The sequence below is a fragment of the Streptomyces sp. NPDC102402 genome (genome assembly GCF_044765765.1).
Taxonomy (GTDB): Bacteria; Actinomycetota; Actinomycetes; order Streptomycetales; family Streptomycetaceae; genus Streptomyces.
In genome coordinates this window covers 80,694-92,977 of record NZ_JBIWKR010000017.1, presented here as the reverse complement: position 1 = coordinate 92,977, position 12,284 = coordinate 80,694, and the positions used below count along the sequence as shown (strand labels likewise).

The 12,284-nt window shown below is 72.2% G+C and carries 17 protein-coding genes; 11 read left to right on the top strand and 6 right to left on the bottom strand.

Annotated elements, in window-relative coordinates:
* Nucleotides 1-71: 71 nt before the first annotated feature.
* On the bottom strand, nucleotides 72-1,094 hold the full coding sequence (locus tag ACIRJR_RS32245) for an NADP-dependent oxidoreductase (RefSeq protein WP_403787216.1): 1,023 nt from the start codon (nucleotides 1,092-1,094) through the stop codon (nucleotides 72-74).
* Nucleotides 1,095-1,164: 70 nt separating this feature from the next.
* Between ACIRJR_RS32245 and ACIRJR_RS32240 the strand changes: the two genes are divergently transcribed.
* From ACIRJR_RS32240 to ACIRJR_RS32205, 8 genes are all read left to right on the top strand, one after another.
* Nucleotides 1,165-2,247, top strand: a complete 1,083-nt coding sequence (locus ACIRJR_RS32240; protein WP_403787214.1) for a GlxA family transcriptional regulator — start codon at nucleotides 1,165-1,167, stop codon at nucleotides 2,245-2,247.
* Nucleotides 2,248-2,358: 111 nt separating this feature from the next.
* Entirely contained in the window at nucleotides 2,359-2,967 is a 609-nt protein-coding gene (locus tag ACIRJR_RS32235) for an SMI1/KNR4 family protein (protein ID WP_403787212.1), read from the top strand.
* 142 nt (nucleotides 2,968-3,109) lie between these two features.
* On the top strand, nucleotides 3,110-3,703 hold the full coding sequence (locus ACIRJR_RS32230; protein ID WP_403787210.1) for a DinB family protein: 594 nt from the start codon (nucleotides 3,110-3,112) through the stop codon (nucleotides 3,701-3,703).
* Complete coding sequence (locus tag ACIRJR_RS32225; RefSeq protein WP_403787208.1) at nucleotides 3,696-4,055, top strand: hypothetical protein; 360 nt, start codon at nucleotides 3,696-3,698, stop codon at nucleotides 4,053-4,055. Before ACIRJR_RS32230 ends, ACIRJR_RS32225 begins: the two co-directional genes overlap by 8 nt.
* Before the next feature lie 73 nt (nucleotides 4,056-4,128).
* A complete protein-coding gene (locus tag ACIRJR_RS32220) occupies nucleotides 4,129-4,464 on the top strand; it encodes a hypothetical protein (RefSeq protein ID WP_403787206.1) in 336 nt (111 codons plus the stop codon).
* Between the two features lie 40 nt (nucleotides 4,465-4,504).
* Entirely contained in the window at nucleotides 4,505-4,840 is a 336-nt protein-coding gene (locus ACIRJR_RS32215) for a deoxyxylulose-5-phosphate synthase (RefSeq protein WP_403787204.1), read from the top strand.
* A 50-nt stretch (nucleotides 4,841-4,890) separates the two neighbouring features.
* Nucleotides 4,891-5,043, top strand: coding sequence for a hypothetical protein (locus tag ACIRJR_RS32210; RefSeq protein ID WP_403787202.1), 153 nt, complete (start codon nucleotides 4,891-4,893; stop codon nucleotides 5,041-5,043).
* Nucleotides 5,040-5,663, top strand: a complete 624-nt coding sequence (locus ACIRJR_RS32205; protein ID WP_403787200.1) for an HAD family hydrolase — start codon at nucleotides 5,040-5,042, stop codon at nucleotides 5,661-5,663. The genes ACIRJR_RS32210 and ACIRJR_RS32205 overlap by 4 nt, the downstream gene beginning before the upstream one ends.
* 40 nt (nucleotides 5,664-5,703) lie before the next feature.
* Here the strand turns inward: ACIRJR_RS32205 and ACIRJR_RS32200 are convergent, their stop codons facing one another.
* On the bottom strand, nucleotides 5,704-6,348 hold the full coding sequence (locus ACIRJR_RS32200) for a TetR/AcrR family transcriptional regulator (protein ID WP_403787198.1): 645 nt from the start codon (nucleotides 6,346-6,348) through the stop codon (nucleotides 5,704-5,706).
* Nucleotides 6,345-7,142, bottom strand: a complete 798-nt coding sequence (locus ACIRJR_RS32195) for a TetR/AcrR family transcriptional regulator (RefSeq protein ID WP_403787196.1) — start codon at nucleotides 7,140-7,142, stop codon at nucleotides 6,345-6,347. Before ACIRJR_RS32195 ends, ACIRJR_RS32200 begins: the two co-directional genes overlap by 4 nt.
* A gap of 73 nt (nucleotides 7,143-7,215) precedes the next feature.
* Here ACIRJR_RS32195 and ACIRJR_RS32190 point away from each other — a divergent pair, with 73 nt between their 5' ends.
* Both ACIRJR_RS32190 and ACIRJR_RS32185 read left to right on the top strand, forming a co-directional pair.
* Entirely contained in the window at nucleotides 7,216-8,178 is a 963-nt protein-coding gene (locus ACIRJR_RS32190; protein ID WP_403787194.1) for an ATP-binding cassette domain-containing protein, read from the top strand.
* The gene (locus ACIRJR_RS32185; protein ID WP_403787192.1) at nucleotides 8,171-8,944 is read left to right on the top strand and encodes an ABC transporter permease; all 774 of its coding nucleotides are present in this window, start codon (nucleotides 8,171-8,173) and stop codon (nucleotides 8,942-8,944) included. The genes ACIRJR_RS32190 and ACIRJR_RS32185 overlap by 8 nt, the downstream gene beginning before the upstream one ends.
* Here ACIRJR_RS32185 and ACIRJR_RS32180 read toward each other — a convergent pair.
* The 3 genes from ACIRJR_RS32180 to ACIRJR_RS32170 form a co-directional block, all read right to left on the bottom strand.
* The gene (locus ACIRJR_RS32180) at nucleotides 8,925-10,022 is read right to left on the bottom strand and encodes a phosphotransferase (RefSeq protein ID WP_403787190.1); all 1,098 of its coding nucleotides are present in this window, start codon (nucleotides 10,020-10,022) and stop codon (nucleotides 8,925-8,927) included. The genes ACIRJR_RS32185 and ACIRJR_RS32180 overlap by 20 nt on opposite strands.
* Nucleotides 10,023-10,092: 70 nt before the next feature.
* Nucleotides 10,093-10,866: an HAD family hydrolase gene (locus tag ACIRJR_RS32175; protein ID WP_403787188.1), complete on the bottom strand. Its 774-nt coding sequence runs from the start codon at nucleotides 10,864-10,866 to the stop codon at nucleotides 10,093-10,095.
* A gap of 52 nt (nucleotides 10,867-10,918) precedes the next feature.
* Nucleotides 10,919-11,848 (bottom strand): GntR family transcriptional regulator, encoded by a 930-nt coding sequence (locus ACIRJR_RS32170; protein ID WP_403787186.1) that lies wholly within the window; start codon nucleotides 11,846-11,848, stop codon nucleotides 10,919-10,921.
* Nucleotides 11,849-12,095: 247 nt separating this feature from the next.
* On the opposite strand from ACIRJR_RS32170, the gene ACIRJR_RS32165 reads away from it, so the two are divergent.
* A complete protein-coding gene (locus ACIRJR_RS32165; protein ID WP_403787184.1) occupies nucleotides 12,096-12,260 on the top strand; it encodes a hypothetical protein in 165 nt (54 codons plus the stop codon).
* Nucleotides 12,261-12,284: the final 24 nt, after the last annotated feature.

Sequence of the window (12,284 nt, the reverse complement as noted above, 5' to 3'; positions counted from 1 at the left end):
GGTTCAGCGCCGTTCGTTCCCCTCGGTCCGGTGGGATCCGCACGGGCGGCGCACCCGATGAGGGGACGGGCTCAACTCGACGGGGCGACGGTGAGGACCAGCTTTCCCGTGGTGCGGCCCGTCTCCCCCTGGGCATGGGCACGGGCGCCTTCGGCGAGGGGGAAGGTGCCGGAGACATGGGCGCGGAGCCTGCCCCGGCCGACGAGGTCGGCGATCGCCAGCATCCCTGACCGGTCGTGCTCGACGAGCAGCACGTCGGCGCGGACCTGCGCCTTCTCCGCCGCGGCCTGCGTGTCCTCGGCGCCCGGCAGCAGCGAGACGAGGATGCCGCCGGGGCGGAGCACGCCGACGGAACGGGTGGCGGTCTCCCCGCCGAGGGTGTCGAGGACGACGTCGTAGCGCTCGTCGGTGTCGGTGAAGTCCTCGGAGCGGTAGTCGACGCAGGCGTCCGCGCCGAGCTCGCGCAGGAAGTCGTGCTTGGGGGCGCTCGCCGTCCCCGTGACATGCGCGCCGCGATCCTTGGCGATCTGTACGGCGAGATGCCCGACCCCGCCGGCCGCGGCGTGGATCAGCACCCGCTGCCCGGCCCGGAGGTCCGCGGTCTCGACGAGCGCCTGCCAGGCGGTGAGCGCGGCCAGAGGCAGGGCGGCCGCCTGGATGTGGTCGATCCCGGCGGGCTTGGCGGCGAAGGCGCGGGTGGGGCCGGTCACGTACTCGGCATGGGAGCCCGCCCCGTACGGGTAGGGCAGCATGCCGAACACCTCGTCACCGGGCCGGAAGAGGGTGACGCCGTAGCCGGCCTCCACCACGGTGCCGGACACGTCCCAGCCGAGGGTCAGCGGCGGGGCCGGCAGGAAGAGGCTCATGGCGCGGTGCTTGAAGTCCGTCGGGTTGAGTCCGGCCGCGTGCACGGCGACGAGGATCTGCCCGGGCCCGGGGACGGGCCGCGGGAGCTCGGTCAGCCGCAGGACGTCGGGGCCGCCGAGGGCCGTCTGGTGCAGGGCGAGCATCGCGGGGGCGCCGCCCGGGGTGGTGGGGCCAGGGGTGGCCGGGCGGGAGGAGCTGCGGGCTTCAGGGGCGTCGTTCTTGGTCATGTTCCGATCCTCACCGGTAGGCCAGACCCGTGGCCATGGCAAGGAAGTCATCATCCGATACATTCGTGCCATGTCTGTCGACCGCGCCGCCCGCAGCACGCCCGGTACCCGCCCCGCGTCCGCCGAGCCCTCCCGGTCCCGTGAGCCGGCCGAGCGCGGGGCCGAGCTGGACCGGCTGATGCGCCCGGACCCGCTGCCCGGCGCACACAAGGTCGCCGTCCTCGCCCTCGACGGTGTCTACCCCTTCGAACTCGGCATCCCGCACCGGGTCCTCGGTTCCGCCGACGGCCGTTACGAGGTCCTGTCCGCGAGCGTGGACGGGCAGCCCGTACGGACCGACTCGGACCTGACCGTCTCCCCCGCGCACGGTCCCGAGGTGCTGGCGGAGGCGGACACCGTGATCATCCCTCCGTACTCCATCTCCCGGGCGTCGGCCGCCGCCCCGGACCCGGGCGCCCTCGCGGCACTGGCACGCGTCCGCCCGGGAACGCGCCTGGTGTCCATCTGCACCGGCGCCTTCCTGCTGGCCGCCGCCGGACTCCTGGACGGGCGCCGCGCCACCACGCACTGGGCGCTCACCGAACACTTCCGGGAGTTGTTCCCCCAGGTCGAGCTTGACGCCGGCGTGCTCTTCGTCGACCACGGTGACGTGCTGACCTCCGCGGGGGCGGCGAGCGGCGTCGACGCCTGCCTGCACCTCGTGCGCCAGGACCACGGCAGCGAGGTGGCCAACCAGGTCGCCCGTCGCTGCGTCGTGCCGCCGTACCGGGACGGCGGGCAGGCCCAGTACATCGAGCGGCCGCTGCCCCCGGCGGGCGACACCGGCACCGGGCCGACCCGCGACTGGGCGCTGCAGCACCTGGCGGGACCTCTGGCGCTGGACGAGCTGGCCGCGCACGCGGCGATGAGCCCCCGCACCTTCGCCCGGCGCTTCCGGGAGGAGACCGGCATGAGCCCCGGCCGCTGGCTGACCCAGCAACGGCTGCGGCGGGCACGGCACCTGCTGGAGTCCAGCGATCTGCCGGTCGAACGGGTCGCCCACGAGGTCGGCTTCGCCACCGCCACCTCGCTGCGCCGGCACCTGGCGGCGGAGGCGGGGGTCGCCCCGTCGGCGTACCGGCGCACCTTCCGCGCGGCGGAACAACCCGCCTGAACCCCCGGCAGAGCCCGACTGAACCGCGGTGGACCCCGACTGAACCGCACTCCCCGGTGCGGCCCGGGAGCGGCTGCGCGCCTGTCGGAGCGTCTTGAGAGACTTCCGGCCATGACCTCGACCGATGACGACGTGCGTACGCCGTGGGACCGCATCGACGCCTGGTGCGGGAGCCGCCTCCGCGGCACCCCCGTGCGGGCCGCCTCGGACATGAGCAGGCTCCGCGCGCTGGAGGCGGAGCTGGCGACGGTGCTCCCCTCCGGCGTGCACGACTGGTGGGCCCTGGAGCGGGTCGGTGCCGGTCACTGGATCCCGGGGGCGTTCGCACCGGTGGATCTGGAGGAAGCACTGGAGACGAGAGAGATCTGGCTGGAGGTCGCGGAAGAGGAAGGCCCTTCCTTCGACGCGAGTGGCGCACCGGAGCCTCGCTTCCTGCCTTCGCTCCTGCCGATCGCCCTGAACCCCGGCGGTGACGGACTCGTCGTCGACCTGAGGCCCGGTGGTTCCCGCGGCTCGGTCCTCCTGTGGGACCACGAGACGTGGGTGCTCGGGGTGGAGCTGTGGAGTTCGGTGGCCGCCATGCTCCGGGACATCGCCGCGGCTCTCGAGACGGGGACGCCCGCCCTCCTCCGGCATGCCGGCCTGGGCGGCACCGAGCAGGCGTGCGTCGCGGTCGTGGACGACGACGGCGACCTGGCCTGGGAGACAGCGGACCACTGACACGGGCGGACCGATCGCCCGGGGAGGAGGTCTCAGGGGTGCGGGGCCCGCACTGACACCGGTCCGACACCGGTCCGACGCCCGTCTCCCGGGCGGGAAAAGCCGCGTGACCAACGGCCGTACCACCGGCAGACTTGCCCCCATGACCTCCCCCAGCGCCAAGGCCGACCTCCACCACTACCTGCAGTCCGCCCGGGACGCCCTGTTGTGGAAGCTCGACGGGCTGTCCGAGTACGACGCACGGCGCCCGCTCACCCCGACCGGGACGAACCTCCTCGGCCTGGTCAAGCATGTCGCCAGTGTGGAGTTCGGCTACCTCGGCGACACCTTCGCCAGGCCGTCGGGCGAGCCCCTGCCCTGGGTCGAGGAGGGCGCGGAGCCCAACGCGGACATGTGGGCGACGGCGGAGGAGTCGCGTGAGCAGATCGTGGGGCTCTACCACCGGGCCTGGGCCCACGCGGACGCGACGATCGAAGCGCTGCCGCTGGACACCGTCGGCACGGTGCCGTGGTGGCCGAACGGCAGGGACCAGGTGACCCTGCATCACGCCGTCGTACGCGTGGTCGCCGACACCCAGCGGCACGCCGGGCACGCCGACATCCTCCGCGAACTCATCGACGGCGCCGTGGGGATGGAGCGGGGGAACAGCAGCGTCCCGCCCGGGGACACGGCGTGGTGGGAGGAGCACCGGAGCCGCCTGGAGAGCGTGGCCCGGGAGGCCAACCGGGATGTCTGACGTCGGCGGGGAGGACGGCAGCCGCCCCGGCCTCGACCTCAGGGCCCTGGAGGCCGGGAACAACGTCTACGCCACGCTGCGCGGGCCCCTGCGCACCGCGGCCGTGGCCGAGCGGTTCGCGCTGGCCGGATGGACGTGCCGCTCGTCCTCCTGGCACGGGTACGACGTCGGGACCGGCTGGTGCCAGGCCGAGCTCGATCCCTTCGAGCAGGGGGAGACGCTGCTGAACGGCATCGTCGTCCCTGCGGAACTCGGCACTCTCGCCTCGCTCCTCACGGAGTTCGGGCTGAGCTTCACCCTGGAGCTGTACGACGAGGAGGGCGTCCTGCTCCGGGAGCTCCGGTCCCGGTGAGGTCGGGGACGCACACCGGCGACGCGCCGTCGGCCCCTGCACAGGGCGACTCCGGTCCCGTAGCGTCAGCCGGGTGAACGACCTCCTGCCCCTTCTCGCGCTCGCGGGTGCGCTCGCCGCCGTCATGGGCTTCTTCCGCTGGCTGGCGTCACGTGTCCGGCGGCGCGGGACCGCCGGTGCCGCCATCAGCGCGGCCCTCGCGTCGTACGACGAGGCGTTCCGCGTGACCGCGCACGAGGCCCACCACGAGATCCGGGCGCAGGCCGAGCGCAAGGTTCCACTGCTCTCACCGGACCGCCCGTGGGAGACCCGCCGCGGCGCCCGGCCGTCGCGGGAGGGCCCGCGGCGACCGGGGGTGCGCCGCCGCTCCGGGCGTCTGTGGCGCGGACGCCGGGCCGGGTCCGCGTAAACCGGTCGAACAACCGGGGCGGATTTTCTAGGCTGCCCGTATGTCCCACGCCAAGACGTCCTACGTCTGCCTGCCGTGCCGCGCCTCGTACAAGCAGCCGTACGACAGGGAGCGGCAGAACCGCGTCTGCCCCCGTTGCGCAGGGGCGCTGATCCACGCGGGCTCCGCCTTCGCGCCGCCGCGACGGCGGGACACCGCCGCCTGGCGCGTGCTCTCGGTGCTGCTGCGCGCGGACATCCGCTTCCACAAGAGCTGCTGCGGAGGCCCCGGCTACCGCCCGCGCACGCTGCGCGAGGTCAAGGAGCGGATGGCGTACGCCGAGCGCACCGGCGAGCCGTTCGCCAGGGCGCTCCTCCGGTACGGCCTGCCTCGATGACGTCCCCTTCCGGACCATCGGCCACGGCACCGATGATCACGCCGGCAGGCGTGATCACCCCGAGCCCCGCCCCGCACGCGACGAGCCCGGCGGAGGAACGTGCCTTCCTGGAACAGGCCGTGGCCGGACCCCGCGTGGTGATCCGGATCCGGGTCTCACGGCTGTACGGGGCGGTCCCGGACATCGCGGAGGCCGGGAAGTGACTCACGACCGGCCCTACGACGCCGTGCTCTGCGACCTGGACAACGTCGTCCGCTTCTACGACGTGACGCACCTGACCGCACTGGAGCGGGCGGCCGGCCTGCCCGAGGGCACCACGGAGGACATCGCCTACGCACCCGAGGTCGACCTCCCGCTCCTCCTGGGCCGGATCACCATCGAGGCGTGGATCGAGGCCGTCGCCCTCGGCCTCGCCGGCCGGGTCGGCACGGCGAAGGGGCGGGAGCTGGGCCGGGCTCTCGCCCAGGCACCCTTCCGGGCGGACGCGGCGGTGGTGGCGATGCTGCGGCGCGTGAGGGCCCGGGTGCCTCTGGTGCTGATCACCAATGCCACACCGCGCCTGGACGAGGACCTCGCCGCGCTGGGACTCACCGACCTGGCCGACCACGTGGTCAGCAGCGCCGTCGAAGGCGTCGCCAAGCCGGACCCCGCCCTCTACCGGATCGCCGCCGCACGGGCCGGGGTGCCGATGGACCGGTGCCTCTTCGTGGACGACAGCCGGGAGAACGTCGACGCGGCGGTCGCCCTCGGCATGACGGGCGTGCACTTCCGCGAACCGGCCGATCTGCACAGGCCGTTCGGCCTCGGACCGCAAGTGGCGTGAACGAGGGGAGCCGAGGCCGAACGGCCCCGGCGCCTCGGCCCTATCGAGGGGTTTCCGCGGAATCCGCGGTGACCAGGCCGCTCTTCAGCTGGGCGAAAGCCAGGCCGGCCGCCGCCACCGCGTCCCCGTGCACCCGGTCGGCGCTCTCCCCCGCGTCGATCCGCCGCCAGTTCTCCTCTGCGAGGATCCGCAGTACGGCGACGATCTGACCGGCCGCGAGCCGCGCCGCCACCGGGGTGCCGGGGTCCAGGGCACGGGCGAGCGCCGCTTCGGAGCGGCCCTGGTAGGCGTACAGGCGGGCGACGAGCGACGGGGTGCCGTAGAGCAGGCGGTGGAAGGCCAGTACGTGCGGGTTGTCGCAGAGCCCGGTCACCGGGTCGCGGCGGTCCAGGCCGTCCAGGAAGTGGAGGCGCAGCGCTTCCAGCGGGGAGACGCCGTCCGGCCGGCCGGAGACGACACGGGCGGCCTCGTCCTCGTGGTCGGCGAACCGGTGCAGGACCAGGTCCTCCTTGGCCGGGAAGTAGCGGAACAGCGTCGGCTTCGAGATGTCGGCCGCCGCCGCCACCTCGGCCACCGACACCTTGTCGAAGCCCCGTTCCAGGAACATCGAGATCGCGGCCTCGGAGACCGCCTGGTAGGTGAGCTGCTTCTTGCGCTCACGCAGGCCGGTCCTCCCGTCGCTCATGACGGTGATCCCTTCTCGACGAGCGCCTCGACCCCGTCGAGGATCCGTTCGAGGCCGAACACGAACTCGTAGTCCGGCTCGTCCGGTTCGCTCATGATCCCCGTGTCCAGCAGTGCCGCCAGCTCCGGATGCCGTGCCGGGTCGACGAGCCTGCGCACCGTCCGCTCCCACCGCGCCATGAACTCCTCGGCGGAGACGCCCTTCTCCTCGACGGCGGTGGCGATGTCGCTCATCAGCGTCGCCTCGTTCCGTACGTAACCCGAGACGAGGAGGATGACCGAGATCTTGTCGCCCGGGGACAGACCGCTGCCCGACAGCGCCTGGAGCCCCTGTTCCCACCACAGCACCATGCGAGGGCTGGCGGGCGGGCCGCCGATAGGGATGCGCAGGGCCCACAGGTTCCGCTGGAACATCCGGCGCTGGGACCAGGCCCACCGGCTCAGCGCCTCCCTCCAGCCCGCCTGCTCCTCCGCCTCGGACAGGGGCGGCGGAGTGCCCATGGCCTCCTCCTGCATGAGGACGTACAGCTCCTCCTTGGCCGAGACGTAGCGGTAGAGGGACATCGTGGAGGCGCCCAGCTCCTTGGCGACCCGCCCCATCGAGACGGCCGAGAGCCCTTCCGCCGCGGCGACCGACACGGCCGCGGCGACGATGCGGTCCAGCGTCAGGCCGGGCTTCGGGCCCTTGACCGGACGGTCGCGCAGGCCCCACGCGGCCTCGATGCTGGCCGGCAGCCCCGTGCCGCCCGACGCACTGCTGTTCTCCGTCACCCTCAGCCGCCCTTCCCCGCTCATGGCTTGCCACCATCCTAGATTTGCGTAATGCTTACACAGTAACGCGTATGCCATACGCAGAAGGGGGACTGCCATGAGCACGGCCACCAACGACGTCATGATCGAGGCGCACGGCCTGACCAAGTCCTACGGAAAGGGCGGTGCACGGGTCCTGGACGGGGTCGGTCTCCGCGTCGCCCGCGCCGGGATCCACGCGCTGCTCGGACCCAACGGCGCGGGCAAGACCACGACGGTGCGGATCCTCGCCACCCTCACCACCGCCGACTCCGGCACCGCCCGCGTCGCCGGGTACGACGTCGTCGCCGACCGGCGCCTGGTGCGCCGCGCCATCAGCCTGACCGGCCAGTTCGCCGCCGTCGACGAGACGCTGACCGGCGAGGAGAACCTGCGGATGATGGCCCGGCTGTCCGGTCTGGGCCGAGCCGGCGCCCGGTCCCGCGCCGAGGAGCTCCTCGACCGCTTCGGCCTCACCGACGCCGCCCGCCGCCAGGCCCGTACGTACTCCGGGGGGATGCGGCGCCGCCTGGACCTCGCGGCGGGGCTGGTCGGCTCCCCCGAGCCCGGGGTCTTCTTCCTCGACGAGCCCACCACCGGACTCGACCCGCGCAGCCGCCGCGAGCTCTGGCAGGTGGTCCGCGACCTCGCCGGCCGGGGCGCCGCCGTGCTGCTGACCACCCAGTACCTGGAGGAGGCCGACCAGCTCGCCGACGGCATCAGCGTCCTCAACGGGGGGCGCGTCGTCGCCGAAGGCACCCCGGACGCCCTGAAGTCACGCCTGTCGGGGCACCGGCTGGACCTCGTCCTCAGCAGCCGCGAGGCCTATCTCCGGCTCGCCACCCGCGCTGTCCACCACTCCCCCGAGACCCTCACCCTGGGCATTCCCACGGACGGCACCGCCGCCCACGCCCGCGCCCTGCTCGACGAGATCGACCCGCACCGCACCGACGTCGACCGCTTCTCGTTGCACCGCGCGACCCTCGACGACGTGTTCCTCACCCTCACCGCCGAGAAGACGGAGGCACCGGCCCATGTCTGACACACCCGGAGCACTGACCCACGCCACGGTCATGACCGGCCGCTCCCTGCTCATCAGCCGCCGCAACATCGACGCCGTCATCACCTCGATGATGCTGCCGATCATGCTGATGCTGATCTTCGTCTACTTCTTCGGCGGCGCGATCGACACCGGCACCGCCTACGACTCGTACGTCATGTACGTCGTCCCCGGCGTCCTGTTCCTCTGCGCCGGCTTCGGATCGGCCACCACCGCGGTCGCGGTCAGCGAGGACATGAAGAGCGGCATCATCGACCGCTTCCGCTCCCTGGACATCGGCGCGCTGCCCGTCCTGGCCGGTCACGTCGCCGCCAGCACGGTCCGCAACCTGGTCTCCACCACGCTGGTGTTCGCCGTCGCCCTGCTCATCGGCTTCCGCCCCGCGGCCACCCCCGCCGGCTGGCTCGCCCTCGCCGCCGTGCTGCTCGCCTACGTCGTGGCCCTTTCCTGGATCTCGGCCGCGATCGGCCTGCTCGCCCGCACACCGGAGGCGGCCGGCGGATTCACCTTCTTCATGTCGTTCCTGCCCTACCCGAGCAGCGCGTTCGTCCCGGTCGACAGCATGCCCGGCTGGCTCCACGGCTTCGCCGACCACCAGCCCGTCACCCCGGCCATCGAATCCCTCCGCGGCCTCCTGCTGGACCAGCCCGTGGGCGACACCCCGTACGTCGCGCTCGCCTGGGCGGCAGGGATCCTGCTGCTGGCGGTCAGCCTGTCGGGGGTGCTCTTCAGGATGCGGACGCGGTGATCCCCGCAGCCTGACCGCGCAGCCAGCGGGCGTAAGCACCCATGATGTGCCGGTGAGAGGGGACCGAGTCGAGTCCCAGAGCCCCCCGGGCCCGCAGGAGCACCTCGCGGATCCGGTGGGCGGTCACCGGGAGCCGGTTCGGCACCGCCCCGGCACCGGGCTGCTCCAGCGCGATGGCTCCACGGATCACGTCGGTGTAGACGGACTGGGCGCGCTTGTACGCCAGGAGCGTCCCCAGGTCGTCGAGCCACCCCCTCGCGCACTCGGGCCGCACGCCCTCCACCGCGTCGGCCCAGAGGCGGGCCGTCCGCCTGGCCTCCTGGGGCGAGTACCGCATCAGGTGCAGGTGCGTGGCGAGGTCGTACAGGGGATCACCGATCATGGAGAGTTCCCAGTCGATGGTCCAGAGGTCGTCCGCCGCGTCCACGATGAAGTTCAGCCGGTGCAGGTCGCCGTGGATCAGCGAGAACGGCCGGTCCGCGAGACTCCGGGCCCGGCACCTCATACCGTCCAGGGCGCCCTCCCTCACTCCCAGTTCATGGAACAGCGCACCGAAACGGACGCTGTGCCGCAGGTAGACCTGGTCCTCCGTGAAGGTGACCAGGCTCTCCAGGAAGCCTCCTGAGTCCCCATCGGCCGGATGGTCCGCGCGTCCGCAGACCCGGTGCCCGACGATCGACCCGGCCTGGAGGACCACCAGTTCGGCGAAGAGCCGTTCCAGCTGAGCGGAATGCCGTTGCGAGAGCGCTCCGGCCGGGCGGCGGCCGAGCGTCCGGCCCTCGATGAACCCCTGGAGCAGGACGTGCTCGTCGAGCACCACGATCTCGGGGATGCGGCTGACCCGGCCGCGCAGCTCCAGCAGGAGCCGGTCCTCGGAGAGGAAGCACCTGCGGTCGAACCGGAAGAGCCCCGAGCGAGGCTCGTGGACCTTGCAGCGCACGGGCCCGTCCGGCATCGCGAAGACGTACGTCTCGCGGTAATGACCTCTGAACGGGCCCTCGATCGGTGTCCCGCCGTACGACGGGCCCGGACGAACCCCGCGGCACTCGCGCACGTCCATCGTGGTGTCGACTGTCACCGCCTGCTCCCTCGACCGTGAAGGGCCGTGTGCGGTCGCCGGCCGGCACCTCGCCCGGGCTGTCCTGCCTCTACCCGTGGACACCGGCCGGCAGCGGTCCCGCTTCCGGCTCCCTCGACTGCACGCGCTGCCGCGCGGTTTCCACAAGCCCCCGCAGCGAACGCACCGCCCACCGGGCCCCGACGTCCTCCAGGGCACGGCGCTTGCGCTCGTTCACCGCATAGCCAATGAACGGTACACCGACCGCCTTGGCGGCCAGACAGTCCGCGGGAGAATCCCCGATCATCACGGCCGCGGCCGCGGCCGTGCCCGTCGACTCCAGCGCGCGGACCAGGCAGTGAGGGTCGGGCTTGAGCAGCGCGGGGTCGGACGTACGCCCGTGGATGTGCTCGTCCGTCAGCACGGCGGGTCCATGGCGTGCGAGGAACCGGGCCACGGCGGCAGGGGAGTTGTTGGTCGTGACCGCCTGCAGCCAGCCACCGGCGCCGAGAGCCCCGATCAGGTCCAGTGCGTGCTCGGTCGGTGTCGCACCGGCCGCCGCCTCGACCTCCTCGGCCGTCAGGCAGCGCTCGGCGTGCACCGTCGCCGGACCGTCCCCGTAGTGCTTGGCGACCGCCTGCAGCAGGGCCAGCGGATCGTCCCCGCCCGCGGCCACCACCGCGGGATCGCAGCCGGACCGGCGCAGCTCACCGGCCAGCCGCGCCGCCACCTCCGCGGCCGGGCGCCGGGCGAACAGATGGCACAGGGGACCGTCGAAGTCGAAGAGGACGCATTCCGCGGCCGCGAGCATCGCGGCCGGGCCGGGCGGCGTTGCCCCGACAGGGGCGACGGCGCGAACACTCACGTCAGCGGCCCCTTCGAGAGGGCCGTCACAGGGGGTTTCGAGGCGGGCACGGTCAGAACGTCGCCTTCGTCGCGAGGTTGTCCCAGGTGGCATCGAAGAACTGCCCTGCGGCCCGCACCACTCCGGCCTGCTGGGGGGTGGAGTCGGCCGAGGCCCGGAACGGATACAGCGTGGCCCCCGTGCCGTACGCGTCGTACGTCGCGACGTCCTCCCCGTCGGCCAGGGTCGCGGTGCCCTCCTCCGGGATGTAGAAGCCCTGGAGCACCACACGGTTGTTCAGGATGTACAGCTTCATCTGGGGCGAGAAGGGCACCAGCCGGACCTGTACGTCGACCTCCTCGACGAGCTTGAGCCTGCGGAGCTCGTACAGGGCGGAACGCAGCATGGTCACATGGCTGAGCAGGATCCCGCCGAGCCGCTCCCGTACGCGCGGATCGTCGTCCCCCGCCACCTGCCGGGGGATCGCCAGGGCGGACGACGCGGTGTTCGGGAGAAGCAGACGCGCGGTGATGCTCCTGGGCGGGCTGATCTCCTTCGCGACGATGCGGTCCTTCTGGTCGACGACCCTGGCGGCGAGCGACTCCGTCGTCATGGAGAAGACGTCGAGCCTGACCACATTGGCCTCGAACGCCTCCGCCAGATAAGGCCTGAGCAGCACGGGTGGTACCCGCTCGGAGACCACCGCCCACACATCGCCCTCCGGGCGCGCGGTGGGCGCCGGGATCCGGTGCGTCTCCCCCGCCTCGGAAGCGACGAAGGACCCGCTCCCCTGCCTGGTGACGATCAGCTCCTCCTTGCGCAGGAGGGACAACGCCTGGTTGACGGTCGCCCGGGAGACGTTGAAGCGCGTGGCCAGCTCCTCCTGCGTCGGGAGACGCTCTCCGGGACGCCTGGCCTCGCTGTTGATCTCCTTGCGCAGCTCGTCTGCGACCCATCGGTACTGGTACGTGGCATCACGCGGGGCGGAACCATGACTTGTCACAGCGCAACCATACAACTACGGCGCGAGCAAGGTGAGATGACGCACTCACACTCTCCACAGAACCTACAACCACCAAACAACCATACAAGTTTGCGAGGTAGTCACCCGAGGGCATAAGAGCAACAAGTCAAACGGGGGACTTGTTAGGGCAGTTGTTCGCTTCTTGCGCAGCGTCGCGCGGGTTCGCCGGTCTCCCGACCCAGCGGCGCACCGCGCCGACCCCTCCATCTGGGAAGGAGTGACCGCCATGCCCCTGATCACCCTGGGCCTCGAGCAGATCATTCAGTGGAAGTACGGCGTCATGGGCAGCCTCGGCATCACCCTGCTGAGCCTCGGCCTCAAGGTCGGGAATTCCAACTGCGCCTGCGCCGGAGTCCTCATCCTGGTGCTGCTGTTCACCCCCACCGACTGACATCGGTCCGCCGGCCGTCCTGGC

Bases quoted from the DNA above. Each gene is read 5' to 3' on its own strand.
- ACIRJR_RS32245 (WP_403787216.1), bottom strand. From the start codon at position 1,094: ATGACCAAGAACGACGCCCCTGAAGCCCGCAGCTCCTCCCGCCCGGCC.
- ACIRJR_RS32240 (WP_403787214.1), top strand. From the start codon at position 1,165: ATGTCTGTCGACCGCGCCGCCCGCAGCACGCCCGGTACCCGCCCCGCG.
- ACIRJR_RS32235 (WP_403787212.1), top strand. From the start codon at position 2,359: ATGACCTCGACCGATGACGACGTGCGTACGCCGTGGGACCGCATCGAC.
- ACIRJR_RS32230 (WP_403787210.1), top strand. From the start codon at position 3,110: ATGACCTCCCCCAGCGCCAAGGCCGACCTCCACCACTACCTGCAGTCC.
- ACIRJR_RS32225 (WP_403787208.1), top strand. From the start codon at position 3,696: ATGTCTGACGTCGGCGGGGAGGACGGCAGCCGCCCCGGCCTCGACCTC.
- ACIRJR_RS32215 (WP_403787204.1), top strand. From the start codon at position 4,505: ATGTCCCACGCCAAGACGTCCTACGTCTGCCTGCCGTGCCGCGCCTCG.
- ACIRJR_RS32200 (WP_403787198.1), bottom strand. From the start codon at position 6,348: ATGAGCGACGGGAGGACCGGCCTGCGTGAGCGCAAGAAGCAGCTCACC.
- ACIRJR_RS32195 (WP_403787196.1), bottom strand. From the start codon at position 7,142: ATGAGCGGGGAAGGGCGGCTGAGGGTGACGGAGAACAGCAGTGCGTCG.
- ACIRJR_RS32190 (WP_403787194.1), top strand. From the start codon at position 7,216: ATGAGCACGGCCACCAACGACGTCATGATCGAGGCGCACGGCCTGACC.
- ACIRJR_RS32185 (WP_403787192.1), top strand. From the start codon at position 8,171: ATGTCTGACACACCCGGAGCACTGACCCACGCCACGGTCATGACCGGC.
- ACIRJR_RS32165 (WP_403787184.1), top strand. From the start codon at position 12,096: ATGCCCCTGATCACCCTGGGCCTCGAGCAGATCATTCAGTGGAAGTAC.